This window comes from Corallococcus praedator, assembly GCF_003612125.1.
Taxonomy (GTDB): domain Bacteria; phylum Myxococcota; class Myxococcia; order Myxococcales; family Myxococcaceae; genus Corallococcus; species Corallococcus praedator.
The window spans coordinates 25,600-52,428 of the sequence record NZ_RAWI01000020.1; the positions used below are offsets into that span (position 1 = coordinate 25,600).

17 protein-coding genes are annotated in these 26,829 nt (G+C 69.1%); 10 read left to right on the plus strand and 7 right to left on the minus strand.

Annotation, left to right across the window (positions count from 1 at the left end):
* Positions 1–27 precede the first annotated feature (27 nt).
* Together D7Y13_RS04530 and D7Y13_RS04535 are read left to right on the plus strand one after the other, a co-directional pair.
* On the plus strand, positions 28–2,205 hold the full coding sequence (locus D7Y13_RS04530; RefSeq protein ID WP_120582032.1) for a 3-hydroxyacyl-CoA dehydrogenase NAD-binding domain-containing protein: 2,178 nt from the start codon (positions 28–30) through the stop codon (positions 2,203–2,205).
* Entirely contained in the window at positions 2,193–3,611 is a 1,419-nt protein-coding gene (locus tag D7Y13_RS04535) for an aldehyde dehydrogenase family protein (protein WP_120582033.1), read from the plus strand. Before D7Y13_RS04530 ends, D7Y13_RS04535 begins: the two co-directional genes overlap by 13 nt.
* Positions 3,612–3,679: 68 nt before the next feature.
* Here the strand turns inward: D7Y13_RS04535 and roxA are convergent, their stop codons facing one another.
* Positions 3,680–5,716, minus strand: a complete 2,037-nt coding sequence (gene roxA, locus D7Y13_RS04540; protein ID WP_439329226.1) for a rubber dioxygenase RoxA — start codon at positions 5,714–5,716, stop codon at positions 3,680–3,682.
* Positions 5,717–6,016: 300 nt separating this feature from the next.
* On the opposite strand from roxA, the gene D7Y13_RS04545 reads away from it, so the two are divergent.
* Positions 6,017–9,919 (plus strand): hypothetical protein, encoded by a 3,903-nt coding sequence (locus D7Y13_RS04545; protein WP_244222319.1) that lies wholly within the window; start codon positions 6,017–6,019, stop codon positions 9,917–9,919.
* 49 nt (positions 9,920–9,968) lie between these two features.
* Here D7Y13_RS04545 and D7Y13_RS04550 read toward each other — a convergent pair whose 3' ends face one another.
* Positions 9,969–11,294 carry a hypothetical protein gene (locus D7Y13_RS04550; RefSeq protein WP_147444141.1) on the minus strand — a complete coding sequence of 442 codons (1,326 nt, stop codon included), beginning with the start codon at positions 11,292–11,294 and terminating at the stop codon, positions 9,969–9,971.
* A 142-nt stretch (positions 11,295–11,436) separates the two neighbouring features.
* On the opposite strand from D7Y13_RS04550, the gene D7Y13_RS04555 reads away from it, so the two are divergent.
* From D7Y13_RS04555 to D7Y13_RS04565, 3 genes are all read left to right on the plus strand, one after another.
* Positions 11,437–13,422, plus strand: a complete 1,986-nt coding sequence (locus tag D7Y13_RS04555) for a fibronectin type III domain-containing protein (protein WP_120582037.1) — start codon at positions 11,437–11,439, stop codon at positions 13,420–13,422.
* A gap of 101 nt (positions 13,423–13,523) precedes the next feature.
* Positions 13,524–14,618: a hypothetical protein gene (locus D7Y13_RS04560; protein ID WP_120582038.1), complete on the plus strand. Its 1,095-nt coding sequence runs from the start codon at positions 13,524–13,526 to the stop codon at positions 14,616–14,618.
* Between the two features lie 187 nt (positions 14,619–14,805).
* Entirely contained in the window at positions 14,806–15,471 is a 666-nt protein-coding gene (locus tag D7Y13_RS04565; RefSeq protein ID WP_120532380.1) for a LysM peptidoglycan-binding domain-containing protein, read from the plus strand.
* Positions 15,472–15,503: 32 nt separating this feature from the next.
* Here the strand turns inward: D7Y13_RS04565 and D7Y13_RS04570 are convergent, their stop codons facing one another.
* From D7Y13_RS04570 to D7Y13_RS04585, 5 genes are all read right to left on the minus strand, one after another.
* Positions 15,504–15,926, minus strand: coding sequence for a hypothetical protein (locus tag D7Y13_RS04570; protein ID WP_233595251.1), 423 nt, complete (start codon positions 15,924–15,926; stop codon positions 15,504–15,506).
* A gap of 135 nt (positions 15,927–16,061) precedes the next feature.
* Positions 16,062–17,513, minus strand: a complete 1,452-nt coding sequence (locus tag D7Y13_RS04575) for an NAD(P)/FAD-dependent oxidoreductase (protein ID WP_120582039.1) — start codon at positions 17,511–17,513, stop codon at positions 16,062–16,064.
* 127 nt (positions 17,514–17,640) lie between these two features.
* On the minus strand, positions 17,641–17,793 hold the full coding sequence (locus D7Y13_RS46855) for a hypothetical protein (RefSeq protein ID WP_167508727.1): 153 nt from the start codon (positions 17,791–17,793) through the stop codon (positions 17,641–17,643).
* On the minus strand, positions 17,790–19,244 hold the full coding sequence (locus D7Y13_RS04580) for an aKG-HExxH-type peptide beta-hydroxylase (RefSeq protein ID WP_120582040.1): 1,455 nt from the start codon (positions 19,242–19,244) through the stop codon (positions 17,790–17,792). The genes D7Y13_RS46855 and D7Y13_RS04580 overlap by 4 nt, the downstream gene beginning before the upstream one ends.
* The gene (locus tag D7Y13_RS04585) at positions 19,244–20,734 is read right to left on the minus strand and encodes an aKG-HExxH-type peptide beta-hydroxylase (protein ID WP_233595252.1); all 1,491 of its coding nucleotides are present in this window, start codon (positions 20,732–20,734) and stop codon (positions 19,244–19,246) included. Before D7Y13_RS04585 ends, D7Y13_RS04580 begins: the two co-directional genes overlap by 1 nt.
* 368 nt (positions 20,735–21,102) lie before the next feature.
* Between D7Y13_RS04585 and D7Y13_RS04590 the strand changes: the two genes are divergently transcribed.
* The 4 genes from D7Y13_RS04590 to D7Y13_RS04605 all read left to right on the plus strand — a co-directional run.
* Positions 21,103–21,804 carry a lysoplasmalogenase gene (locus D7Y13_RS04590; protein ID WP_120582042.1) on the plus strand — a complete coding sequence of 234 codons (702 nt, stop codon included), beginning with the start codon at positions 21,103–21,105 and terminating at the stop codon, positions 21,802–21,804.
* A gap of 149 nt (positions 21,805–21,953) precedes the next feature.
* Positions 21,954–22,496 (plus strand): DUF2378 family protein, encoded by a 543-nt coding sequence (locus D7Y13_RS04595; RefSeq protein ID WP_120532385.1) that lies wholly within the window; start codon positions 21,954–21,956, stop codon positions 22,494–22,496.
* An 89-nt stretch (positions 22,497–22,585) separates the two neighbouring features.
* On the plus strand, positions 22,586–22,981 hold the full coding sequence (locus tag D7Y13_RS04600; RefSeq protein WP_120582056.1) for a type II toxin-antitoxin system PemK/MazF family toxin: 396 nt from the start codon (positions 22,586–22,588) through the stop codon (positions 22,979–22,981).
* A 227-nt stretch (positions 22,982–23,208) separates the two neighbouring features.
* Positions 23,209–26,829, plus strand: a 3,621-nt coding sequence (locus tag D7Y13_RS04605) for a condensation domain-containing protein (protein WP_147452420.1), incomplete at its 3' end; no start/stop codon positions are given.

The following is a 26,829-nucleotide window of genomic DNA, read 5'->3' on the forward strand; positions in this document are numbered from 1 at the left end:
TCCTTTCGACAACATTCGAGCAAACCCATGAGCGAACAGAACACCCTGCGCTGGGACAAGGACGCCGACGGCATCGTCGTCTTGACGTTGGATGACCCGAGCCAGTCCGCCAACACCATGAACGCCGCGTATGTGAAGTCCATGCGCGCGGCGGTGGACCGGCTGGTCCAGGAGAAGGACAGCATCACCGGCGTCGTCCTCACCTCCGCGAAGAAGACCTTCTTCGCGGGCGGGGACCTGAACGACCTGCGCCGCGTGAAGAAGGACGAGGCGAAGCAGGTCTTTGAACTCTGCGAGGAGATCAAGGCGCAGCTGCGCACGCTGGAGACCTTCGGCAGGCCCGTGGTCGCGGCCCTCAACGGCGCGGCGTTGGGAGGCGGGCTGGAGATCGCCCTCGCCTGTCACCGGCGCATCCTCGCGGACGTCAAGGGCGCGCAGGTGGGCCTGCCGGAGGTGACGCTCGGGCTCTTGCCCGGCGGCGGCGGCGTGGTGCGCGTGGTGCGCATGCTGGGCATCGTGGACGGCCTGATGAAGGTGCTGCTCCAGGGCCAGCGCCTCCGCCCGCAGGAAGCGAAGGAGGTGGGGCTGGTGCACGAGCTGGTGGACTCCGTGGACGCGCTCCTGCCCGCGGCCAAGGCCTGGGTGAAGGCGAACCCGAAGGCGCAGCAGCCGTGGGACCAGAAGGGCTACAAGATTCCGGGCGGCACCCCGTCCACCCCGGCCCTCGCGGCGAACCTGCCCGCGTTCCCCGCCAACCTGCGCAAGCAGCTCAAGGGCGCGAACATGCCGGCGCCCCGCGCCATCATGGCGGTGGCCGTCGAAAGCACGCAGGTGGACATCGACACCGCGTTCACCATCGAGTCGCGCTACTTCACCGAGCTGGCCGTGGGCCAGGTCGCGAAGAACATGATGCAGGCGTTCTTCTTCGACATGCAGCACATCAACTCCGGCGGGGGCCGTCCCAAGGGCTTCCCCCAGCACACCGCGAAGAAGGTCGGCGTGCTCGGCGCCGGCATGATGGGCGCGGGCATCGCGTACGTCTGCGCCAAGGCCGGCATCGACGTGGTGCTCAAGGACGTGAGCCTCGAGTCCGCGGAGAAGGGCAAGCAGTACTCCGCGAAGCTCGTGGAGAAGGCCGTCCAGAAGGGCTCCTCCACGAAGGAGAAGGGCGAAGCGCTCCTCGCGCGCATCACCCCCGCCACGGACCCCGCCGCGCTCGCGGGCTGCGACCTGGTCATCGAGGCCGTCTTCGAGGACGTGAAGCTCAAGCACAAGGTCTTCCAGGAGATTCAAGGCGTGGTGGCCCCGGACGCGCTGCTGGCGTCCAACACCTCCACCCTGCCCATCACCCTGCTCGCCGAAGGCGTGACGCGGCCGCCCGACTTCGTGGGCATGCACTTCTTCTCCCCCGTGGACAAGATGCCGCTCTTGGAGCTCATCGCGGGCAAGCAGACGAGCGACGCCGCGCTCGCGAAGGCCATCGACATCGCGGTGCAGATTGGCAAGACGCCCATCGTCGTCAACGACAGCCGGGGCTTCTTCACCAGCCGCGTGATTGGCACGTTCCTCAACGAGGCCATCGCCATGGTGGGCGAAGGCATCTCCCCCGCGTCCATCGAACAGGCGGGCCTCCAGGCCGGCTACCCCGCGGCCCCGCTCCAGCTGGTGGACGAGTTGACGCTCACCCTGCCCCGGAAGATCCGCCTGGAGACCCAGGCCGCCGTCGTGGCCGAAGGCAAGACGTGGGACGTCCACGGCAGCTACGCGGTGATGGACGCGATGATCGACCAGCACGGGCGCAGGGGCCGCTCCACCGGTGGCGGCTTCTACGACTACGCGGACGGCAAGCGCACGGGCCTGTGGCCCGGCCTCACCCAGCACTACACGAAGCCCGGCCACACCATCCCCTTCGAGGACATGAAGGAGCGGATGCTGTTCGCGGAGGCCATCGACACGGTGCGCTGCTTCGACGAGGGCGTCCTGCGCTCCGCCGCCGACGCGAACGTGGGCTCCATCCTCGGCATCGGCTTCCCGGCCTGGACGGGCGGCGTGGTGCAGTACATCAACGGCTATGAGGGCCCCACCGGCACGGGGCCGCGCGGCTTCGTCACCCGCGCGCGTCAGCTCGCGGAGCGCTACGGGAAGCACTTCCTGCCGCCCGCGTCCCTCGTCGAGAAGGCCGAGAAGGGCCAATGCCTTCCGTAGCCACCGCCTCCGACAGGGGCAGTCCCCAGGCAGGGACTTCGCTCGACGCGAAGGCGCTCGTCGAGCGTCAGCGCACGTACTTCGAGACCCGCGTCACGCTCCCGCTGGAATGGCGGCGGGAGCAGTTGCGGGCGCTGGAGCGGGCGGCGCGTCAGCACGAGACCCAGATTCTCGATGCCCTCCGTGCGGACCTGTCCAAGAGCGCGGAGGAGGCCTACCTCACCGAGGTCGGGAGCATCTACGGGGAGCTCAAGAACGCGCTCAAGCACGTGAAGGCGTGGATGGAGCCCCGGCGGGGCTCCGCGCCCCTGGTCATCCAGCCGGCGCGGGCCTACCAGTACGCGGATCCGCTGGGCGTCACGCTCATCATCGCGCCCTGGAACTACCCCTACCAGTTGTCCATCGCACCGCTCATCGGGGCGCTCGCCGCGGGCTGCACCGCCGTGTTGAAGCCCAGTGAGCACGCCCCCGAGACCTCCCGCGTGCTCGCGCGGATGCTGACCCAGGCGTTTCCGCCGGAAGTCGTATCGGTGGTGGAGGGGGCGGCGGAGGCGAGCCGCCTGCTCCTGGAGGAGCGCTGGGACCTCATCTTCTTCACCGGTGGCACCGGCGTGGGACGCATCGTGGCCCAGGCCGCGGCGAAGCACCTCACGCCCACGGTGCTCGAGCTGGGAGGCAAGAGCCCCTGCATCATCGACCGGAGCGCGGACCTGGAGGTCACCGCGCGCCGCATCGCCTGGGGCAAGTTCGTCAACGCCGGGCAGACCTGCATCGCGCCGGACTACGTGCTCATCCCCCCGGACCTCAAGGGCCGCTTCACCGACCTGGTGCAGAAGGCCGTCAAGAGCTTCTACGGCGCGGACGCCCGGGAGAGCAGCGACTACGGCCGCATCATCAATGCCCGGCACTTCGAGCGCGTCAGCGCGCTCGCGGCCGACGGGCAGGTCGCCTTTGGCGGCGAGCGCGACGCGGCCAGCCGCTTCTTCGCGCCCACCGTCATCACCGATGCCCCGCTGTCGAGCCCGCTGATGCAGGAGGAGATCTTCGGTCCCCTCCTCCCGCTCGTCGACTGCGCGAGCATCGACGAGGCCATCCGCTTCGTGCGCGCCCGTCCGAAGCCGCTCGCCCTCTACAGCTTCGCGAAGGACGCGGCGGTGAACGAGCGCGTCCTCGCGGAGACCTCCAGTGGCGGCGCGGTCGCCAATGACGTGTGCGTCCACTTCGCCGCGGAAGGATTGCCGTTTGGCGGCGTGGGGGACTCCGGAACCGGCGGCTACCACGGCCGGGCCAGCTTCGACGCCTTCAGCCACAAGAAGAGCGTGGTGAAGCGGCCCTTCGCGCTCGACATGAAGCTGCGCTACCCGCCCTACGCCGGGAAGCTCGGCCTGTTCCAGCGCTTCCTGTAAGACGAACGAGGCAGGTGGCGCCGGGTTCCATCCCCGGCGCCACCTGCCTTTTTTGCGTCGCTGGGGGGCTACAGCGTCTTCATGTATTCGATGACGGCCCAGCGCTCGCTGTCGGTGAGCGACTGGGTGAAGTCATGGCCCTCGTTGCCCAGTCCGTAGAGGTGCGAATTGAAGATCATTCGCGAACGGATCTGCTTCTGGGTGATGGGCGGCGGCGACTGGTAGGCCAGTGAGTTGTAGTTGGCGACCAGGTTCGCGATGTTCGCGAAGAGGATGTCGGGCGTCGCCATCTCCTGGCTGCACGGGATGAACGGGTCGCGGGCCGGGACATCGCCGCAGGCCAGCGCCGTCACCTTCCAGCCCAGTTTCGCGAAGTCATAGGCCGAGTAGCTCATGTCGTAGCCCGCGTTGCTGCCCAGCGCGTTGGCGGCGGTCTGCTTGCGCTTCCACACCTTGGGGCGGTCCGACGGCTTCAGCACGTCCCAGAGGGTGGGCACGCTGCCGTTGTGGAAGAACGGGGCGGAGGCCCAGGCGCCGTAGAGCGGGGGCGCGATGTAGCCAAACGGCTTGAGCCAGATGTTCGGCCCCACGGGGGAGTACACCGGCCCCTGGCCGTTGTCGTAGGCGCTGCGCGGCACGCGGCGCAGCGCGCTCATGATGATGTCGTCGTAGTAGGGGCCGTGGTTGGGCGCCTGGTCGTTGTAGGCGAGGAAGGATGTGTTCCAGGCCCTGCGCTTGCGCTCGTCCGCCATCAACTCCTTGCGCGCCGGGTCCGTCCGGATGGTTTCAATGGGCGTGACGACGCCCGCGACGCCCTTGAGGCGCGGGTCCGGCAGGTAGGCCGGGTTCGCCGCGTACCGGGGCGAGTAGACGCCGTGGCAGCTGGCACAGGAGCCGTTGCCCGCGGCCTTGGGGATGTTGGCATTGGCACCATTCGCCCAGAGGTCGCGCTCGTGGAAGAGCACCGCGCCCTGCTCCGCGAGCGCGGTGTTGATGGTCGTGGGATAGAGTGGCGGAGAGAGCGAGACGAAGAAGTTGTCATTGTCCTCGAACTCGGCGGTCAGCCCCCGCCGCTGCGCGGGCGACAGCCCCAGGTTCGCGACACCGAAGGCCATCTCCGAGCGGACGTTGTCCGACGTGAGGGCCCCGTCCCAGAACTGCCGCGTCTTGTAGGCGCGCTGCCACCAGTTGGGCGCGCGGGACATGCCGCCCGCGTGGGTCGGGAAGTATTCCAGCAGGCTGGGCGCCAGCGAGAGCGCGTCCATGTCGAAGAGCGCGGGCAGCAGGTCCACGATGCCAATGGCGTCGCTCGAACCCCGGCCCACGCTCCAGGGCACGGGCGCGAGCTGGAGCACGTTGCCCACGCCCGTGGAGCGGAAGAGGTCGGATTGGATCAACCCGGAGTCGGAGGCGTCGCTGGAGCGGCCCCACGTGAAGCCGGCTTCCTGTTCCGTCCCCAGCCGCGAGTCATGGCACCCCGAGCAGCTGGAGCCGATGTTGCCCGTGTAGCGCCCGTTCGCGTCCTTCTCCTGCACGAGCCCCAGGGGCAACTGGCCGCTGCCGCCCTGCGTGAGGTTGGGGTTCTCCCACGGCAGCGGGTAGGGATTGCGAAAGGGGGCCTTCGCGAGCCCGTAGCGATTGATGATCTGCTCGTCGAAGTCACTGGGGCGGATGAGGTATCCCCAGAGCATGTACATGTTGTAGTAGGCCAGCGAATTGCTGAACGGCTGGAAGTAGCCCTTCGTCGAGATGTTCGAACGCCCCCGGGCGACGCTCGCGCGGAACTCGCCGCAGGTCTGTGGGTTCGGGGCCAGGTTCGACACGAACGGCGCGGGCGGCGTGTGCAGGTCCACCCAGAAGGCATTGAACTGCACCGCCGCCCCCGGCTTGTTGACGCCCGGCACCACCAGCGTGCGCGGGTCCACCGGCAGCGGCGTGGCGTCCGGCTTGCCATTGCAGGCCGCCGAAAACGGCGAGCGCAGGGCCGTCGTCTCCAGCAACGGCAGGGGGTCTGCGCTCGCCCCGGAAACCACCAGGGTGAGCATCAGGGAACTCGATAACGCCCACTCACGGCTCCATCTCAGTCTCATTGGCGAGGCCTCCATCGCTTATTGGCACAGTGACAACAGCGTTGTGTTTAGGCCCCGGGCTGAACCCTCACAATACGCAGTGCGTCACCGGGGCCCGGCGCGCGGCCGATTTTCTTGCGGAAGACAGGACCAGGATTTCGCCGTCCCTCCGTATCGAGCCTGGACGACCAACGTCGTCCCTGGCCGTGCGCGGCCCGAACGAGGGGGAAGTCCTTCATGCTGGAGTTTCGAGAAACGTCGTTGAGGGGAGAGGTGCGTCCAAACCAGACTCCCGTACGCGCGGGCAACTGGCGTCCACGCTGGCTTCAGGGTGTGGTGGCCGCGTTGGGACTGTGGGGATGCGGCGAGGCCGTTCCCCCGGACGCCAGCCCCACCGCAGCCCACGGCGCCGCCCGCGCCCAGGAGCAGGGCCTGGCGTGCTCCGCCGACGACATCGCCACCGGCGACTGGGCGTGCACCGGCAACTTCACCTACAGCCTGGAGTGCTACGCGCGGACGACATCCGCGGCATGTGGCCAGGACACCACCCCCAAGACGTGTACGTCCTATGGCACGTGCCAGCACGAGGACTTCGGCATCACGCGGGTGACGCACGAAGAGGTGATGCCCTTCGATGGGCGCCCGGGCGTCACGTGCGACAGCCTGGCGCAGAACCACTTGAGGATGTACGTGCCCCTCGCGCAGCGGGCGGGCATCACCTGGCTCTGGTACATCGGGAACATGCCAGGCGGTGAGGAGTCCGTGCGGGGCGGCACGACCGCCTCCCGGAAGGCCGCCGCGAGCGTGGGCCCGGAGGCCTGCTTCATCACCTTCTCCCACTATCCGGTCATCTCGACGGGCACGGGCCCCCAGTGCGGCACCGTGGAGACGGCGTGCACGGCGGCGTGCGTGAATCCCCAGACGTGCCAGGTGAACGGCGCCTGGGTCACCGACGCGCAGCTGTGCGGAACGATGGTGGGCGCGTGCGGCCCCGGCAGCGGGGCGCCCCTCTACAACGCCTGCCGTGCCGCCAGCCACGGCACCGCGCCGGACGCCGACTGTGGCGCGGGCTTCGTGGACGGACAGGCCGCCGGAAGCTCCACGCTTTCGCAGGTCCAGGCCCAGGCCACGGCGCAATGGGCCGCCTCCGGGAGCCTGGGCGCGCCCGTCTATGATGCGCCCATCACCTGCTCGGAGTGCAGCAGCGCCTTCTCCCTGACCCGGCAGGAGGTGGACCGGCGCGTGTACGCGACGGTGGCCATGTACCAGAAGGCGCCCCGGCTGCACCTGCTGGCGGGCGCGGCGTACTTCCTCGCCCGCGACAACCCGTCGCTGACGCAGGCCGAGCTGACGGCGGGCATCAACACCCTCTCCACCGCGCTCGACGCCTACCCGTTCGACCCCGCGAAGGACGGCAGCGGCCCGATGATGCGGGTGATGCTGCGCATGCTCGCCCGCGCCGAGCCGGCCATGTCCACCACGACGGCGCCCGGCCGGGCGCTGCGTGCCCACGCGCGCGCCCTGCTGGCCAGCATGCACAACGGCCTGGACCTGGAGCGCGGCCTCGCCAACGCCCACTCCCAGGTGGAGCGCTACGCGGAGGCCGAGGCCTTCACCCAGGAGACCTGGGGCAAGCTGTTCGACCTGGCGCAGGGCAACGCCGCGCTGGCGGCGGCCGTGAATGGCGGCGGCATCGGGGGCGCGATGGGCGTCCACACCACCCAGCACGCCGCGCAGATGCTGGCCGTGCATCCCCTGGGGCCCCTCGCGGGCTTCATCCTCCCCCGCCTCGCGGCGGACGGGAGCCTGTCCACCACGCCCGAGGACGCACGGGCCTTCATGGTCACCGCGAGCACCCAGGGCCTGGATGCCGTGCAGCAATACTCCAACATGCTCCACGCCCTGAACACGGCGGAGCAGGCGTACCGGGCCGCCCTCGCGCTGAAGAAGCCCGCCACCGCGCTGACCCTGACCGGCGGCACCGGGGAGGAGGCCGTGATGGCGACGGCCACGGCGACGCCGGAGGAGACCGCGCTGAGGACGGCCATCGACGCGGCGAAGGCGCACGGCACGCAACTGAAGGATCAGCTCAACGGCGTGCGTGAAGGCGTCACGGGCGGACTCGGGCTGGTCGCGGACCTCTTCCGGAGGGACGGCGCGGTGGACTTCGCCAACGACCTGGTGAAGTTCAGCAAGGCGTTGAACACCACCCTGGAGGCGGTGTCGAAGTACGCGGAGAGCTCCATCAAGATCGCGGAGAAGGTCAGCGGCATCCTCGACCTGGGCGCCAAGGGCTTCGAGATCGTCAGTGGCGCGGTGTTCACCGGACAGATCGTCAGCGCCGTCTTCCAGCTCTTCTCGCTGCTGCGTAAGCCGGAGGAGCCGCCCATCGAGCAGACCATCCTCCTGGAGGTCCGCAAGCTGCATCAACTGGTGGAACAGCTGCAGGGCCGGATGGTCAGCCGCTTCGACCGGGTGGACCGCAAGCTCAATGACATCCACCGCGACATGCACGACCGTTTCGCGCTGGTGGACTGGAACCTGGGCCGGGTGAACCAGAACGTGCAGGAGGTCCAGCAGTCGCTGCACTCGCTGCAGGCGGGGCTGAACCGCGTGGACCAGAGCATGTATGAATACTTCAACGACTCGAAGAACGACGCGTTCGAGCTGGCGGCCTGGTCCTACCTGGGCTGGAACTCACGCCACCCCACCCCCATGCGCTACGAAGAGGAGTTCGTTCCCGCGGAGAACCAGTTCTCCAAGTGGGGCGCGGTGGACGCGCGCTTCTCCACCATCCTCGCGGGCATCGACGGCCGGGGCGCCAACCCGGACGTCAGCCCCGCGGACGAGCTGTCCTCGCACCAGCTCACCTACAACATCAACTACCTGCGCGAGTTCCCCCTCCAACTGGGCCTGGGCATGCTGCACGCCGAGCGCATCTCCAGCCCGAAGGACTGGATGGCCGGCTCGGAGGCCTATGCGCAGCTCTTCGAGGAGCAGCCACTGCTGGGCGGCGCCATGCTCACTACGCGCCACAACAACCTCATCACCGCGGGCACGCAGCTGGACACGGCGCTGCGCAACATTGGCAAGCCGCTGTTCGCCGGACTCCACGCGCGCTACCAGGCAGACTGGAGCGTGCTGAAGACGCTCATCGAGAACGCGGAGAACACCTGGCGCAACGACCCCACCCGGGGAATGCACGGCATCGACCTGTGGGGCGCTCCGGAGCAGGAGCCGGCGACGCATGTGCTGAAGCAGGGGGACAAGGCCATCGTGCCGTGCGCGGGTGGCACGTGGGGCGACTACAACGGGGACGGGGCGCCGGATGAGCTGTTCGTGAATCCCGCCCGCTGGAACCATGACGTGCTGCGCCCGCTGCTCATCGCGGACAACATGAACGTGGACGGCGCCTCCATCGACCTGTGCGGCGAGGGCAGCTGGCAGCTCTACTCCGAGGTCTTCACGGGCTTCGGCGGCTACTACGAGCGCAAGTACCGCCTGCAGTCCAACGTCTACGTCCGCTACACGTATTGGGACACCGCCACGAGCACGGTGAAGTCCGAACGGGTGTTCGGTCACGTCTTCACCGGTGGCCAGGACTTCGTCGTCCTGGTGCGCGGAGTGGACCGGCCCACGTACAACCCGAACGCGACGCAGAACCCCCACGAGGCGATGGTGAAGCGCTGGGGCTGGGTGCAGGGCAACGTCGCGTCGTCCGACTACGTCATGGCCAACACGTTCCGCGCCACCCTGCGCACCCGGATGGTGGAGGTGCTCAAGGACCAGCAGCGTCAGTTCTACGGCTCCATCGCCACGCGGATGAACCAGGGCGGTGATGCCCTCCAGCTCCAGTCCAAGCGCATGACGGGCACGCGGCTCTTGTGGCAGGCCTACGTGGCGCTGGCGCTGCCGCTGTCGCTGGACCACGACGAGAACCTGCGCGGGCTGTTGTACGGCGAGGACGGGGTGATGTCCGGCCACGACACCCTCCAGGACGTGGAGGTGACGCCGGTGATGAACGACGTGATGGACATGTACGCGCTGTTCAGCGCCGCCACCGCGCCGCCGACCCACAACATCCTGGCGGACCTGCACCCGGCGGTGACGTCGCGCGCCGACCGGTTGAAGGCCACCATCGACGCCTCGCTGGATGCCCAGGCCACCGCCGGTGGCCCCGAGGCGAGCACCTGGGTGGAGCCCACCCTGCTGCGCCTGCGGCTCAGCGTTCCGCACTGAGTGACGGCCCCTGGGCCGCGGGGGACAGCCTCCCCGCGGCCCTCGGGCTTCAGCGGGGCGCGACGATGTAGCGCCCGAGCTTGGAGACAAACCCGCTGACGGTGTTCACCTCCGTGTCCACCACGGCCCCGGCGACCGCCTGGGCCGGTGCGTCCTCGGCCTTCCAGTACAGCGTGAGCGAGGACTCCGCGCCTCCCTCCGGAAGGAGCCTGGGGTCGTACGCCAGGGTCAGCCGCACCGGCTGCTTGAACACTCCAGACGCGGGCTCGAAGGCGTAGTTGTGCGCGAACATGAAGGGGTTCCACTGCGCCGGGACGACCATGCCGCTGCGCCAGGTCCCCGGCTCGACCTGAACCTCCTGCGTCAGCGCGCCGGCGGGAAGCTCCCACCGCACCCACCCCTCGTACATGCTCACGGTCCTCGCGGTGGGCGTGAACCGGAAGGCGTCCCCGCACTGGTTCGGCCTCAGCTCACCGCCCGCGATGCACGCGGCCAGCGTGTCGCTGCCCGCAAGTCCATCCAGGATGCGCCGGTACTGGTACACCGACGTAGCGAGCGGCACGCCCGCGTGAAGCGCCACGGTGCCTCCGTCCGCCGACCACAGCGTGTCCACCTTCCGCAGTCCCTCCGCCAGCTGCGCGTAGTCCAGCCCGTTGCGCTGGCAGAGCTCCCAGGCGGTGGGGGCGAACTGCTGATTGATGTCATCGCAGAGACTGCTCGCCTGTCCGCCCACCCGGTACGAGATGGCCCGCACGAGCCACTCATGGGACAGCTCATGTCGAAGGAAGAGCACGATGTGCGAATACTCGTGCGCCACCAGCACCTGGTTCGCCCGCGCCAGGGCGTTCTCGACCGTCAAGGGCCGCGCTACCTCTGGCGGCTTCGCCCGTGAGGCCTCCAGCTCCCAGAGGCAGACATTCGAACCCGGTCCCGGTTCGAGCCCGGTCTGGTTCATGAATGAGCTGCCAGACACAGCCCCTTTCGGACCACAGAGGCTGTCGCCCGCCAGGTGGATGTCCACCGGCAGCATCCGCGGCGCGACGTCCACCCCCACCACCGCGATCAGGTCTTCCTTCACCGCCAGGACCCCCGCGTAGCGTGCGAAGACGTATGTCTCCTCGATGGGACAGGGCTCCTCGCAGACGATGCGGAAGGTGTCACCCTGCCGCTGGTAGGCGCGGTACTCGCGCCCTCCGAGCATCACCTGCGTCCGGGGAATCGCGACGACTTCGGGTGGAGGCAGGCCCGCGTCCGGCCGGGAGGTGCCCGTATCGGAAGGGCCGCCCGGCCCCGGCTCCGGGTCGTCACCACAGGCGGACATGAACACCAGAAGAAGACCGAGCAGGGCGCACCGCGACGCTTGGGAAGAGGGCATGGCGCTCCCGGTAGACCACGCCTCGCGATACCTCGCGTGCGTCCCATGTCGCATCCGTTGGCCACGGACTTCCCGGATTCAAATGGCCGAAGCGTGGGCATAGACTAGGAAAGCAGGACATCCCCCACCTCCAGGAACATCCTTGAGCACCTCCCCCCGCTTCCGTTTCCCTCCGGGCCGCCTCCTTCCGCGGCTGCTGGCCCTGCTGACGGCCCTGCCGCTCACCGCCAGCGCCGCGTCGCTCTACGTCAGCCCGAGCGGCTCCGATTCAAACGCCGGCACCAGCGCCTCCGCCCCGCTGAAGACGCTCCAGGCGGCCCTGGACAAGGCGACCGCGGGCACGACCATCCAGCTCGCCGCGGGCATCTACCGCGAGCGGCCGGTGACGAAGCGGGCCGGCACAGCGAGCGCGCCCATCACCCTCAAGGGGCCGGAGACCGGCAAGGCGCGCTCGGGGCGCTACAAGGCGGTGCTGTTCGGCACCGGGCGCATCTTCAACATCGACCACAGCCACTATGTGCTGGAGGGCTTCACGATTGATGGGCAGGAGAAGCTCATCAACGCGACCTGGCCCACGGCCCTGTCGAGCGTGCGGAGCTTCAAGGACGCGAACCAGGGGCTCATCGCCGACGGGCGGCTCATCTACATCGGCTCGTCGGAGACGTCGCGCGACATCACGGGCGTGGTGATCCGCGACATGTTCCTCAACGGCGCCGGTGGCGAGTGCATCCGCATGCGCAGCAACGCCCACCACAACGAGGTCGCCAACTCGGTCATCCAGTGGTGCGGGATGTACGGCAAGGGCGATGACGTGGACGGCTACAAGTACCACAACGGCGAGGGCGTCTACATTGGCACCAGCCCCAAGTCGATCGACCAGCCGATGTATGCCAATGACCCCAGCTCGTTCAACGACATCCACGACAACACCGTCCACACGTTCGGGTCGGAGTGCCTCAACGTGAAGGAGAACGCGCACGACAACACGTTCTCGCGCAATGACTGCCGCAACAACGACGAGCCGCTGGAGTTCCTGGGCAGCCTCATCGAGCTGCGGGGCCACGACAACGTGCTGGACTCCAACGTCATCACCGGCAGCCGCAGCTACGCGCTCAAGCTCAAGTCCGACTCCGGCGCCTATGACAAGGGCGGCAACTCCGCCAGGAACAACACCTTCCGCCAGGCGACGGGCGCCTTCATCCGCAACGACAACAGCGCGCCGCAGGACACCTTCTGCGGCAACACGTTTGATTCGTCGGCGACGCCGGTGACGGGCAGCAGTCCGGTGGGCACGCCCACCGCGCCGTGCACCGGCGGTCAGGACACGACCCCGCCCACCGCGCCCACGGGACTGACCGCGACCGCGGCGTCCAGCAGCGTGGTGGACCTCACCTGGGGCGCGAGCACGGACAACGTCGGCGTGACGTCCTACCAGGTGTCGCGTGGAAGCACGTCCGTCTGCACGGTGTCGGCGCGCGCGTGCAGTGACACGGGCCTGAGCCCGTCGACGACGTACAGCTACACCGTCCGGGCCTACGACGCGGCCGGCAACGCCTCCTCCGCGAGCAACACGGTGAGCGTGACGACGCCGCAGGCGGCCGGGACGACGCTGCTGTCGGACGGCTTCGAGTCGTCCACCAGCTTCCCGTCAGGCGGCTGGACGAACACCAGCGGCAACGGGAGCTGGGCCCTGGTCACGGACGGGACGAAGGCCGCGAAGCAGCAGTCCTCCAGCTCCGCGACCTACATCGTCACGGCGGGCCAGGCCTCGTGGGCGAACTACACCTATTCGGCCCGGGTGAAGACGGGCGCGACGGGCATCCGCAACGGGCTCGTCGCCCGGTACGTGGATGGGAACAACTACTACTTCTTCATCCTCCACAACGGGAACCTGGTGCTGAACAAGAAGGTGGCCGGCACCACCCAGACCGTGCAGTCGGTGCCGTTCGCCGCCAGCACGTCGACGTTCTACACGCTGACGCTGGTCGTCCAGGGCACGTCCCTCCAGGGCTACGTGGATGGCGTCCTGCGCGTGCAGGGGACGGACACGGGCCTGGGTTCAGGCAAGGTGGGCTTCTACGCGACCGGCGTCGCGACCTACGACGACGTGCGCGTCACCACGCCGTAGGCCCCATCCAAGACTTCGCATTCCGGGGGTGAGGAGAAATAACGGGCACCTCCGTTCCGGGGGGCAGCGGCGAATCAACGCCGTCATCCCCTGGAGCCCCCGTGAAGACGTCCTCGACCTCCCTCGCCCTGGCCCTTGTCGGCGCCAGCTGGCTCATCGGCCCCGCCACCGCCCATGCGGCACCGCCCGCGTCCTCCGGCCCGCGTGAAATCGCGCGGGTCACCGGGGCAGCCCCCGGCAACCACGTCCTCTTCCTGGAGAACGACCAGGGCGAGGTCGACGTGGCCGTCGCGGCGATCTATCCGCAGCGGCCCCTCATCGCCCCCCGCTTCCTCAAGTCCCACTCGGCGGCGGAGGTGTTCCTGGCGGTGGCTCCCGCCAACCAGGAGCTGCCTGCGGCCCTCGCACGCCACGCACGCCTCGCGGTGGACCGGGGCACGCGCGAGCAGCTCCAGCGGGAGAACGCGGACGCGCTCGCGAGCGTGACTTCGGACGTCGCGTCCGGCGGCCAATCCCTCACCGCCAGTTGCTCGGAGTCCTTCCGCGACTGGGTCAGCAACGTCTATGGCGACGCCACGTGCGGCGACCCGAGCCAGGAGGCCATCTACACCGCCCACCCGAGCGATACGTACTGCACCAGCGGCTGCGACTACACGCTCGGTGCCCAGGACAAGGGGACGTGTCAGCCCAAGCTGCGCTCCTGCGACATCGTCCGGGGGACGGCGAGCGTGGTCCGCCTCCGCACCACGAACTGGTGGAACGGACCCAACTTCAATCACCCGGGACACTTCGCCCACTTCGGCGTCGCCAACTGCACGGGCAACGGGCCCGTGGACTTCAACTACAAGCGGGGCGCGGCCAGCACCTCCACCCTCCAGGTGCCGGTCAACGGCATGCTCCACGTCAAGCTGGGGTCGGAGATCGTCCCCGGCAATGCCGCCAACTTCGTGAGCTATGGCCAGTGGAAGACGGGCAAGCCCGCGAGCGGCGCGACGTACGTGAGCAACAGCATGTCGGTGGAGGCCAACGGCGGCACCGATGACCGGGTGATTGCCTGCGGCGACATCTACCTCGACTACACGATGGCGGACATCTCGTCGCCCACCTGCCACGGCTCCGACATCTCGCTGTGCAGTGGCGGCAACTGCACCAGCTCCTGCTTCTACTGCTCCGGAGGAAGCTGCCCCATCAACTGAAAGGCAGCCCCGCGCGCGCCGTCGCGAAGCCCAGCGACGGCCGCGCATCGGCGCCGCGACTGACATTTTCGGACGACAGCGGATCCACGCCGGAACGCCCTCAACGGAAGACAAGCGGATTCCTAGAACCTGGGAAAGTCACGCAACTCCGTAAAGGTCGTTTCGACAATCGGTCCAGGAGATCCGCATGTCCAACTACCGCATTCGTCAGGGTGACACCCTCTCGGCCCTCGCCGCTCGCTTCAAGACCAGCGTTTCCGCACTGGCACGCACCAACAAGATCGCCAATCCGAACCTCATCTACGCGGGCGCGTCCCTGCGCGTCCCCGGCCACAGCGGGAGCGACAGCTTCCAGCCGGCCAAGGGCGGCGGCACGAAGAAGCCCGGCGGCGCCGGTCGTCCCAGCGGATCGACGGGCGGCGGCAAGGTGGACTCGAGCGCTGGCGCCGGAAACTCGGGCGGCGCGACGCCCGCGATGCGCAAGCTGGCGGCGGCGGGCCGCGCGGCCGCGATGGGCATGGGCGGGTACAACAGCCAGGGCCTGTGCGCCACGGGCGTGAGCCGGGCCATCCAGAATGCCTTTGGCGTCAAGGTCTGGGGCAACGGCAACCAGATCGACAACAACCTGCCGCGCGACAAGTTCAAGCAGGTCAACATGTCGCTCGCGGAGGCGCTGAAGACCCCGGGCCTCGTGCTCACCTGGGAGAAGACGTCATCGCGTCTGGGCAGCATCTACGGCCACACGGCCATCACCACCGGCGACGGCCGTTCGTCCGTCAGCGACTTCATCGAGCGCAACACGCTGGGCGCCGGTGGCCGCTCCGGGTTGAAGATCTTCCGGCCCATCGTGTAGCGCTTCCCCGCCCGGGAGACATTCCCGGGCGTCTACCCCGGCGAGGTGCCTTCCGTCGTGGAGCACCCGCCCTGCTCGCCGTGGGCCGCCGCCCCATAGCGTCGCGTCGGAACGGGCGGGCTGCCGCTGAGCCAGTCCCAGGACTCGCCGGTCCAGCACTGCTCGCCCCACCCCAGGTGCGCCGCGGCCTCACGCGCCCGCTCCCCGTGGGTGACGAGCGCCCATCCCATCCGGGACTGCTTGCTCTCCCCGCTCCTGAACTTCAGGAGCCGGTGCCGGCCCCGGGCCTCGTCGTGGTCCGCCTCCCAGAGCGCCTGGTTCTTGAAGCCCTCCCCCTGGGCGTCCACGCCGTTGTACTCACACCAGGCGACCACGTCCTTGGCCCGGACCAGCCTTGAGCCCTTCGAGAGTTCCGTGACTGCGGCCACGAGGAGATCGGAGGTCAGCACACGCATGGAGGAGGCTCCGGGGCTGGGGTCAGCGACGGTGCTCAACCTACAGGGTGGGGTGTGGCCGAGAGGCCATGGGGCCTCCACGTGATTGTCATGGTTCTGTCATGGCGCCCGGACGTGGGCAGGCAGGCGTGCGCGTCACGCCCATGCCTTGCGGACCTCCGCGTAGTAGTTGCGGAAGAACGGCACCATCGCCGCGCGGTTGCCGTCCACGATGGCCAGCAGCTCCGGCGGCAGGACGAACTCCTCCTCCCCCAGCTCGTCGTAGAGCGAGTCCAGCATCTGCTGGTAGAACCGGGGGAAGGAGCGGTGCCAGCCGACCTTCGGCAGGCGGATGCCGTGCTCCCAGCCCATGGCCAGGTAGTGCTTGAGCGCCTCCGCTCGCGCCTCCGCCAGCGTGTAGAGGGAGATGGGTTTGCGCTCCGGCGGGAAGTCCTCGTTGACGAGCCCGGACTCCCCGCGCATCCGCCGCGCCAGGTGCTGGCCGAGCAGGGGCGACTGGAACAGGCCGTCCCGGTAGGTGCCGGTGAGCAGCCACAGGCCGTCCACGGACGTCGGGCCCATCAGGGGACAGGTGTCCACGGTGACGGGCCTGTTGCCCGCCTGCCAGCCGACGAGCTGCGCGGCGCAGAGGTCCTGGTCGATCTGCTCCAGGACGCACTCCAGCAGGAAGAACATGTCGGCCGGCGTGGTGCGCAGCATCGGCCGCGCCATCAGGATGTTCGTCGCGCCGAAGTAGAGCTGGTTGCCCGCGCGGGGCATGCCGTGCAGGCCGCAGGCGAACGCGCGGTTCGGCGTCCGCACCACGTGCTTGAGCTGGGTCTTCGGCACCTGGAGCAGCAGCGACGTCCCTCCCCCGCTGAAGATGCGCGGGATGCGGCGCGCCAGCTCCGGAAGCTCGTCGAGGACCGCCTGCGTCCCGACGCCCATGGCGAGCACCACCTGGGGGGCCGCGAGCGTCCGGCCGTCCTCGAGCCGGACGCCGGTGACACGCCCCGCGCTCACGTCGAGCGCCTTGACCGCCCCGTCGATGAGCGAAACCCTGGAGGACTGTTCGAGGACCCGCGTGAGCCCCCGCAGCAGGCGGCTTGCGTCCACCGAGCCCTCGCGCGGCAGGAACAAGGCCCGCTTCGGCCGGCAGTCCTCCGCGGGGTACAGGCCGGGAACCTGGTTCGGATCCAGCTCCTCGAAGGGCTCGCCCTCCGCCGTCGCCGCCTGCTGGATGGCGGCGTAGTTCTCATCCTCGATGGTTCCCGACTTCGCGTTGCTGAACACGATGGTGCCGGCGTCGAGCCGCACCTGCTCCTCCGGGGGCAGCTCGCTGTTCAAGCCCTCCAGCCACGCGGGCCAGAGGCGGGCGGCGAGCACCCCCTGGGCATGCCGCGCCCGGCCCGGCGCGGTGCGCAGCAATGGGGCCGTCACCTCGCCGTAGCAGCCCAGCATCGCGCCCGCGGCGCCGGACGCGCCACCGGGTCGGCCCGCGGGTCCCACCACCGCGATTCGCAGGTTGGAATCCTGGAGCGACAGGGCACGCGCGGTCGCCAGACCCAACGCGCCATTTCCCGCCACCACGACGTCATAGGTGCTCATTCGTTGGATGCCCTCGGCGGGTCTGGGAGGTCCACACGGCGTTGACGTCCGGTCATCCGGTCCTGGGGCCCGCCGCGCCCGCATGCGAGCGCGGACACGGCGGGCGGATCCTCGGACCGACCTTGAATCAGTCTTCCTTCTTCGCCGTGTCGGAGACGATGTACGGCGGCCACCACTGGCGCTCCGCACTCGACCCGCACGTCACGGTCGGCTCCTGCAGCTGCTCCTTCTTGGCCAGGAGGTCCTTCACGGTCTCAAGCCACTGCGATCCGTTGTTCATGCGATTTCTCCTTGCTGCCGGGTTGGCTCTACGAGGGTGCTGCGTACAAGCGTCTCCAGTCCCGTGCGCAGCTGGCGGCGTGCTTCATCGGGGGCAACACGCCCCCCGATCGCCTCCAGATACGCCCGCTCCATCTCAGCGAACGTCCGGCCATCGCTGAGTTCGAAGATCAGCCACGCATTCAGATCGAGCCAATGCAGCTTTGGCGCGTCCGGCGAGAAGACCATCAGGCACTCGCCCCGGGTCGAGGGGCGGGCCCGCAGACCGCGAACCTTCTGGTAGGCCGCCTTCTCGGGGGCGCTCGCGCGCCCTCCGGCCGCCTTGCTGAACACCTCGCGGTCGACGGGTGCCAGGGAGTCACTCAGCCACCGGACGAAGTCCCGCCCTTGAGGCGTCAGCAGATGCGACCATTCCGTCTGGAGCTGTTCGCCCAGGTAGCGCGCCCGGTCCACCGAGCGTCCGAAGCGCGAGCCGCCGTCGTTGTTCACCACCGACATCGCATGCGGACGCGTGGCGTAGGCGGACGGGTCCCCGAAGCGCTCGATGAGCGAACGGTCCGCCGACAGCGCGGCGGCCTTGAAGAGCGCCAGATGGACATACACATGGTAGGCGAACACCGTGCGGACGATGGACCAGCGCACGTCCCGCCAGGGCACCTGGATGGTCTCCTCGGGCTTCGCCGCGATCGACACCGAGCGGGTGGCGTCGAAGAGCTTCATGTGAAGCCCTTCGTGCAGAAGGCACCCGGCGACATCCCAGGGGTTCCCCAGGTCCTTCAGCGACAGGAAGATGGTGGAGGGCGTCAGGTCCCCGCCGGCGGCGGACAGGACGGTGCCACCTTCGAGCCGGGCGCTGAGCAGCGCGATGGCCTCGATGTGCGTCAGCGCGCTCGCCCCTGAATGCGGCAGCAGCTGGGAGAGCAGCGCGATGGAGTCGTTGATCTTCCCCTGGGCGGACGCATCCGGGCTCAGCAGCTTCCCGCCGCTCTTGGGGTTCGTCAGGAAGATGCCGTCGAACGCCGCATGCAGCGCCTTGGAATAGGCATCCCCGCGTTGGGCCACGTCCCACAGCCACTTCGGGGTCTCCGTGCCCACGCGAAAGCGCGACGGCATGCGCGACTCGCACAGTCCCAGGGGAAGCGCCTCCAGCGCTCCGGGCAACATCTCCTCCAGGGGATGGGGTGACGCCAGCCGGCCCGCCTCCAGGTCGGAGAAGGCCTGCTCCAGCGTCAGCCGGACCAGCGGGTCGAAGAAGATGCGACGTGCATCGACATCGTTGAGCGCCTCCACGGCGGTCACCGCGTGAGACAGGGAGGGCAGCCGCTCGGCGAACAGCTCCAGGCCGAAGCGATAGCGGGTCAGGACCTTCGCGAGGATGCGCGGCGAGTCTCCGAAGGAGGGATGCCCGGTCAGGGCCCGGTCCGCCGCGTGGATGACGTCCGAAGCGCCCATCACGACACCCGCCCTTCGGTGACCGGTTCAATCATTCCACTCGACACGAGTCCCTCGAGGGTCGGCGCGAGCTGGGCCCAGGCGCGCTCGGCCCCGAGTCCCAGCGACGCGGTATAGGAGGACAGCATCTCTTCCTCGGTCTTGCCGTCGCACAGCTCGAAGGCCAGCCAGGCCGGAAGGTTCAGCGTGACGATCTTCCGCGAGCCCGGATCCAGGGCGAACAGCACCTCCGAGGACGGCGAGCGGCGCAGGGAGAGGTCCCGGCCCTGCCGATAGCGCACCGGCGAGGGGGCCCGGCCCTGGGTGAGCACCGGTGGCCTCGCGACAGGCCCCATCGGTCCGCCGGGCCGGTCGCTGCCCAGGGCCTCCAGGGGACGGATCGCCTCCCAGAGCCAGGCGATCATCTCCCGCCCGTACGGCGTCACCCGCGACGCCAGTGGGCCTTCCAGTTGGGTGTGCAGGAAGTCGAGCCGCTCCTCCGCCCGGGAGAAGGGCTTCTGGGTGTCGTTGTTCACCACCGACATCGCGTGGGCCGGCGCGCTGTAGTCCCGAGGCGCACCGAACTCCGCGTGGCAGCCAGGCCCGAGGTGCTCCACGGCGGCTCGGAACACCTGCATGTGCGCATACGCGTGGTAGGCGAAGATGCTGTTCGACAGTGAGGTCTTCCTGCCCCAGGCCAGCTCGACAGGGCCGTCATCCGTCACGATGGCGCCCGTGCGAATCAGGTCGGAGAGCTTGAGGTGGATGGCCTCATGCAGGATGTGACCCGCCGTATCCCAGGGGTTCTCCAGCTCGTGCGGGTCGATGAAGATCATGCACGGGGTGCCGTCGCCCCCGGAGCCCGTCAACATCCGGCCTCGCGGCCCCCGGATGTTCGCGATGGCGATGGAGTGCAGGTGTCGGAAGATGCTGGCCGTCATCTCCGGCACCAGCCGCTGGATCAGCACGCAAGCGCGCTCCAGTCCCGCGACCATGGACAGCGTGGGGCGGATGATGTCGACGCTGCTTTCGGCGCCCGGCATGAACCCGGTGCGGATGCTCTCGCGCAGCCTGTCGCGCAGGGGCGTCGCCTCCTCCGGGAGATCCCACACCCAGACCTTGCCCCCGGGGCCCACGGCCAGGTCGCGTCCCATCGCGGAGCGAGAGAGGCACCGGCCCGGCGTTCGCGCGACACATGCGAGGGCTTCCCCCAGCAACCCGGGCAGCTCCTCGCCCGCGGCCCCATCCGGTCCTGACGTCTCCAGTCGGCTGATGGCGGCCTCCAGCGCCGCGCGCACGAGCAGATCACCCAACACGGCTTCCGCCGTCGTGGCGTCCAAGGCCTCGATGCGACCCGCGACGTCACGCAGACGCGCGTCCCGCCGGGCCAGGACCTCCAGCGCGAACCGGTAGCGCTCGCTGACGCGCAGCACGATCCGCGACGAGTTTCCGAACTGCTCGTGATGCTGAAGTCGGCCGTCGGTGAGCCGGATCACATCCGTTCGTTGCACGCTGTTCTCCATTCGAATGGCAGCCACACCGACACCCGCCATCCCGGTATATCCAGCATTTCAGTTGAAATGGTGCCAGTCCGTCCCGCATGCCACAAGCCCCCGGGACCTGACTTCTTTCCAGGGTCGAATCCCGAACGCATTCGACAGACGCGGCAGGGCAGCCCCATCCCCTTCCCTCTGAACAGGGCCACGGTGGGAGCCTATTCTTCAGCGTGAAGCACTCATGACGCGCACGGACCTGGGCGTATAAATCCAGCTGTCATTGAATCGCTCACCAGAAGCGGTCCTGTCTCGCGGAAAAAATCCCAGGAGAAGGGAACGCATCTGTCTGGGGTTGGAGCACACCGCGGGATAAGGTGCCCGCCATGGGTCGGGAGCTGACAGGTGGAACGAAAATCCTCGCGGGCGTAGGCCTCGCGGGCGCGGTGGGCTTCCTGCTGGCGCTGGACCTGGAGCGTCGGGACATCCGCGTGGCCACCAAGGCGCTGCCGATGCTCTGCCTGCTCCTGTGGCTGTGGCAGCCCCGGGGGCGCTACGCACGGTGGATCTTCGCGGGACTGGCCCTGTCGCTGCTGGGAGACGTGCTGTTGGATGTGGGGCCCGAGCTGTTCCTGCCGGGCCTGGGGGCCTTCCTGCTGGCCCATGTCAGCTATGCGGCCGGATACCTCACCGTGACGCGGACGCTCCACCTGCGCAGGGCCATCCCCTTCGGGGTCCTGGCGGTAGGCGCCAGCGTGGCCCTGGGGCCCGGGCTGGGGAGCATGACGCTGCCTGTGATGGCCTATGTCGCCGTCATCTGCACGATGGGCTGGCGGGCCTGGGCGCTGCTGGGCAGTCCGGGGCTCGCGCGGCGCGAGCAGTGGCTGGCGTTCACGGGCGCGCTGCTGTTCGCCGCCAGTGACGGCCTGCTGTCCATCAAGCTGTTCGTGCGGCCCCTGCCCGGCGCGGGCTACGCCATCATGCTGCTGTACTGGGCCGCGCAGCTCTGCATCGCCCTCTCCGCGCGGGGCCCGGGCACCCTGAAAGCGGGCCACGTGCACGCCTCAACGCCCTCTGGCGTCCTCTGACGCGGACTGACATCTCCGTGCAGGTGATACCTCAAGGGTTTTCCAAGTATCAGCGGTATCCCAGAAAGCATGGACGGATTCGCGGGGCCTGCCCTTGCGTTGTCACACCGGGAGTGCGTTACGCTTTCGAGGACACGGGGGGATGCCACATGAGTGAAGAGATTGTGTATCGGCATACGATCGAGGGACTCTTTCGTTCCATTGGCAGACGTCTCACGCCAGAGCTCCAGGACAAGTTGCGAGACGCCGGGCTGGACCTCGACCTGAAGCTTCCCCGGAACACGCCCCGGACGGTCTTCGCTGAAGCCCTGCGGATCACCGCTTCGCATCTGCATCCCGACGCCGAGGTGTCCGAGGGCTACCGGAGGCTCGGCATCGGCATCATCCAGGGGATGGAGCAGACGATGCTGGGCAAGGCGCTCGTGTCGATGTGGCCCATCTTCGGCCCGGAGCGGGTCGTCGTCCGGATCCAGGAGAGCTTCGCCACCGTGAACAACTATCAGAAGTCCGAACTCGACACGCAGGGCCCCGCGCACCACGTCATCCGGGTGAGCGAGTGCAACGGGAACCCCGGCTACCTGCAGGGCATCATCGAAGCGAGCCTGACGAAGGCCGGGGCCCGGAACCTGCGGGTCGAACCGTTCGACTTCGACGGCCACGCCTGCTCCTACCGCGTCCGCTGGGAGCCCTGAATCACCGCCCCTTCAGCGGGGGCTTTGCCCGTCCGCAGCGCTGGGGTAGGAGTCCTGGCGCAGGTCAGCGCGATGCGATGGGTGCCCGCATGGAGACGAAGCCAGACACACGAACGGACCGGCGCCCCGACGCCATCCACCAGGGGGACCTCTTCTGGATGGAGTCGGATGAGTCGCGGGGGTCGATTCCGCCCATCCCCCACCCCCATGTGGTGCTCCAGGAGGATGTCTTCAACCGCTCCCGCATCCACACCGTGATTGTCTGTGCATTGACGTCGAACCTGAAGCGGGCGAACGAACCCGGCAACGTGCTGCTCGACGTGGGCGAAGGCAACCTGCCCAGGCAGAGCGTCCTCGTGGTGTCGCAGGTGTCCTCGGTCGAGAAGTCCCGGTTGGGCGAATACATCGGGTCGCTGTCCGGGGAACGGGTGCAACAGGTCCTGGCGGGAATGAAATTCCAGCAGGCCTCTTTCTTCGACCGCTAGCCGCGGCGGGCCCCCACTTCATCCACCGAAGCCCATACGTGAAAACTTCTCGCATGGGTGAATGCGGTGTTGGACGGACAAACGGACTCAGGCACGACGCGGAGTGATTCCCCGGTCGGCAGGCGGAGCACGGCCCGTATGACAGGCCCCCCGCTGAACGGCCCTTCACGGTTCCGCAGCCATTTCTGTGTATTCACGTTTGGTTCGCAACGTTTAGTGTTGCGGGCATGCGTACCCCCACGTCGATCAGCGGCCATCTGGAGTTGCATGCCGCTGCGCAGCCCCATCGGCTCGCCTACCGCTACCTGACGACCGGCGACTCCGACGGGCCGGTGGAGACGCTGACGTGGGCGGAGCTGGACCGCCGGGTGCGCGCGGTGGCGGCGGCCCTGCAACGCGCCGGGGCCACGGGAGAACGGGCGCTGCTGCTGTACCCGCCGGGGCTCGACTTCGTGGTGGCGTTCCTGGGGTGCCTCGCCTCGGGCGTGATTGCCGCCCCTGCCTACCCTCCGGATCCAGGTCGTCTGGAGCGGACGCTGGGCCGGCTCCGCGCCATCGCTCGGGACTGTGACGCGCGGCTGGTGCTCACCACTGCGGCCATCGCGGGGATGGCCGAGGCGCTGCATCCCATGGCGCCGGAGCTGGGAGAGCTCCAGTGGGTGGCGTCGGATGCGGTGCCCGACGACGAGGCGGACGCCTGGCGACGTCCGGCGCTCGCGACCTCGGGCGTCGCGTTCCTGCAGTACACGTCGGGGTCTACCGGGACGCCGAAGGGCGTCGTCATCACCCACGACAACCTCCTGCACAACGAGCGGATGCTCAAGCAGGGCTTCGGCCACTCCATCGAGGGGAGCAGCGGCGTCGGTTGGCTGCCGCTCTACCACGACATGGGACTCATCGGGAACGTGCTGCAGCCGCTCTACATCGGCATGCCGTGCACGCTGATGTCTCCGCTGGCCTTCCTGCAGCGCCCGTCGCGCTGGCTGCGCGCCATCTCCACCTTCCGGGGGACGACGAGCGGCGGGCCGAACTTCGCCTACGACCTGTGCGTGCGAAAGGTCACGGAGGCGGAGCGCGCCGGGCTGGACCTGTCGAGCTGGGACGTGGCCTTCAACGGGGCGGAGCCGGTGCGCACGGCGACGCTCGAGCGCTTCGCGGCGGCCTTCGCGGCGCATGGCTTCCGCAGGGAGGTCTTCTACCCGTGCTACGGGCTCGCCGAGTCCACGCTGTTCGTGACCGGGCCGGTGAAGGCCGCGGCGCCCCCCGTCGTCGTCTCGCTCGACGTGCCGGCACTGGAGCAGGGGCGCGTGGTGCCCCTGGCGGAGGAGTCGCACGGCGCGCGCACGCTGGTGGGCTGCGGGCACGCCTGGCTGGAGCAGCGGGTGGCCATCGTCGACCCGGTGAGCGGACGGCGTGCGGGCGATGACTCGGTGGGGGAGATCTGGGTCTCCGGGCCGAGCGTGGCGCGGGGCTACTGGAACAACCCGGAGGCGACCGCGAAGACGTTCGAGGCGCGGATCGCGGACACGGGTGAGGGGCCCTTCCTGCGGACGGGCGACCTGGGCTTCCAGCACGGGGGCGCGCTGTTCGTCACGGGGCGGCTCAAGGACCTGATCATCGTGCGTGGGCGCAACCTGTACCCGCAGGATGTGGAGCTGACCGCCGAGCAGGCCCACACGGCGGTGCGGCAGGGGTGTGCCGCGGCGTTCGGGCTGGAGGTGGCGGGCGAGGAGCAGCTCGTCGTCGTCGCGGAGGTGGACGAGCGCGCTGGCACGCCAGCGGCCGAGGTCGCGGCGGCGATCCGGGAGGCGGTGGCGGCGGAGCACGGGGTCGTCGTGCACGCGGTGGCGCTCCTGCAATCGCGGACGCTGCCGAAGACGACGAGCGGCAAGGTGCAGCGCCACGCGTGCCGCAACGCCTTCGTGGAAGGAACGCTCTCGCTCGTGTCGGAGGTGGCGTTCGCCCCGGCGAGGGTCGAGCCGTCACCGGAGGACGCGGCGGCGCAGGGACTGGAAGCCTGGCTGTTCGCGAGGATCGCCGCGCTCACCGGCACGCCCGTGGGGGCGATTGATCCGGGGCAGCCGTTCGCCCACTACGGGATGGACTCCAAGGACCTCGTGGGCCTGTCTGGAGACCTGGAGACCCGTCTGGACCGGCCGGTCTCCCCCGCCCTGATGTATGAGCAGCCGAGCCTCACCGCGCTGCTGCGGCACCTGGAGGGGAGCACGGAGCAGGGGCAGCCGGTGCCCATCTCCCGCTCGGAGCAGTTGGAGACGGAGCCGGGTCCCCTGTCGGCGGGCGGGGCGCGACTGCTCGTGCTCGACCGGCTGGCGCCCGGCAGCGCGCTGTACAACATCCACGCCGGGCTCTCCATGAAGGGCGCCCTCGACGCGGGCGCGCTGCGCAGGAGCCTGAACGCGCTCGTCACGCGCCACCCGATGCTGCGGGCCACCTTCCCCGAGTCGGAAGGCCGGCCGGGACTCGTCATCTCCGGCCCTGCCCTCCTGGCGCTGCCCGTCGTTGATCTGCGCGACCTCCCCCTGGAGAAGCGGCAGGCGGAGCTGGCCCGGCTCTCGGAGGAGCACGCCACGGCGCCCTTCGATCTCACCCGGGGGCCACTGGTGCGGCTCACCCTGGTGGCGCTCGGGGACGCGGAGCACGTGCTCCTGCTCACGCAGCACCACATCATCACCGACGCGTGGTCCATTGGTGTCTTCGCCCGCGAGCTGGCCGAGCTGTACGAGGGCTTCCGCACAGGCTCACCCCGGACGCTCGCGGAGCTTCCGGTGCGCTACGCCGACTACGTCCGCTGGCAGGACGCGTGGCTCCAGGGAGAGGACGCCCGACGTTCGGTGGCGTGGTGGAAGCAGAAGCTCGCGGGGCTGCCCCGGCTGGACCTCCCGACGCCCCGGACACCTGGCCGTGGAACGACCCATGCGGGTGACGCGTACGCCTTCGCGCTGCCGGCGGGGCTCACGTCGGCATTGAAGGACCTGGCGCGCCGCGAGTCCTGCACGCTGTACGTCGCGCTCCTGACGGCCTGGGCCACGCTGCTGCATCGCTACTCCCACCAGCAGGCGGACTTCGGGATTGGCACCGTCACCGCGGGGCGCGATCGGCGCGAGCTGCGCGATGTGGTGGGCTTCTTCGTGAACACGCTCGTCCTGCGCTGCGACCTGTCCGGCGACCCGGAGGGCGGCGTGCTGATGCGCAGGCTTCGCGGCGTCGTCGAAGGCGCGCTCCGTCATCAGGAGGTGCCCTTCGATCAGGTGGTGAGCGCCGTCGGGGCGCCCCGGGGACAGGACCTCAACCCGCTCTTCCGCGCGGGCTTCGTGCTGGAGAACGTGCCCTTTCCCGAGCTGGCCCTCCCGGGACTCACGTGGACGCCCGTGCTCCAGCGGCCGGATGGCGGAGTGCCGGGCACGGCGAAGTTCGACCTCGGCCTCTCGATGGTGGAGACGAACGGAGGACTCTCCGCGGCCATCGAGTACGCGACCGACCTGTTCGATGCGGCGACGATCGAACGGATGGCGGGGCACTTCCAGCGGCTGGTGGAGGGGCTCGTGGAGGCACCGCGGCGGCGGGTGTCGGAGCTGTCGCTCCTGACCGCCGGGGAGCGACACCGGCTGCTGAGCGAGTGGAACGAGACGGCGGCGGAGCAGCCCAGGGACGTCTGCCTCCACGAGCTGTTCGAGGCTCAGGCCCGGACGGCGCCCGGGGCCCTGGCGGTGAGCTTCGGGGCGCAGCGACTCACCTATGGCGAACTCAACCGTCGAGCGAATCAGCTCGCGCACCACCTGCGGGGGCTGGGGGTGGGCCCGGAGGTGCGGGTCGGGCTGTGCATGGAG

Coding starts and splice junctions, on each gene's coding strand:
- D7Y13_RS04530 (WP_120582032.1), top strand. CDS start 28: ATGAGCGAACAGAACACCCTGCGCTGGGACAAGGACGCCGACGGCATC.
- D7Y13_RS04535 (WP_120582033.1), top strand. CDS start 2,193: ATGCCTTCCGTAGCCACCGCCTCCGACAGGGGCAGTCCCCAGGCAGGG.
- roxA (WP_439329226.1), bottom strand. CDS start 5,716: ATGGAGGCCTCGCCAATGAGACTGAGATGGAGCCGTGAGTGGGCGTTA.
- D7Y13_RS04550 (WP_147444141.1), bottom strand. CDS start 11,294: ATGCCCTCTTCCCAAGCGTCGCGGTGCGCCCTGCTCGGTCTTCTTCTG.
- D7Y13_RS04565 (WP_120532380.1), top strand. CDS start 14,806: ATGTCCAACTACCGCATTCGTCAGGGTGACACCCTCTCGGCCCTCGCC.
- D7Y13_RS04570 (WP_233595251.1), bottom strand. CDS start 15,926: ATGCGTGTGCTGACCTCCGATCTCCTCGTGGCCGCAGTCACGGAACTC.
- D7Y13_RS04575 (WP_120582039.1), bottom strand. CDS start 17,513: ATGAGCACCTATGACGTCGTGGTGGCGGGAAATGGCGCGTTGGGTCTG.
- D7Y13_RS46855 (WP_167508727.1), bottom strand. CDS start 17,793: ATGAACAACGGATCGCAGTGGCTTGAGACCGTGAAGGACCTCCTGGCC.
- D7Y13_RS04580 (WP_120582040.1), bottom strand. CDS start 19,244: ATGGGCGCTTCGGACGTCATCCACGCGGCGGACCGGGCCCTGACCGGG.
- D7Y13_RS04590 (WP_120582042.1), top strand. CDS start 21,103: ATGGGTCGGGAGCTGACAGGTGGAACGAAAATCCTCGCGGGCGTAGGC.
- D7Y13_RS04595 (WP_120532385.1), top strand. CDS start 21,954: ATGAGTGAAGAGATTGTGTATCGGCATACGATCGAGGGACTCTTTCGT.
- D7Y13_RS04600 (WP_120582056.1), top strand. CDS start 22,586: ATGGAGACGAAGCCAGACACACGAACGGACCGGCGCCCCGACGCCATC.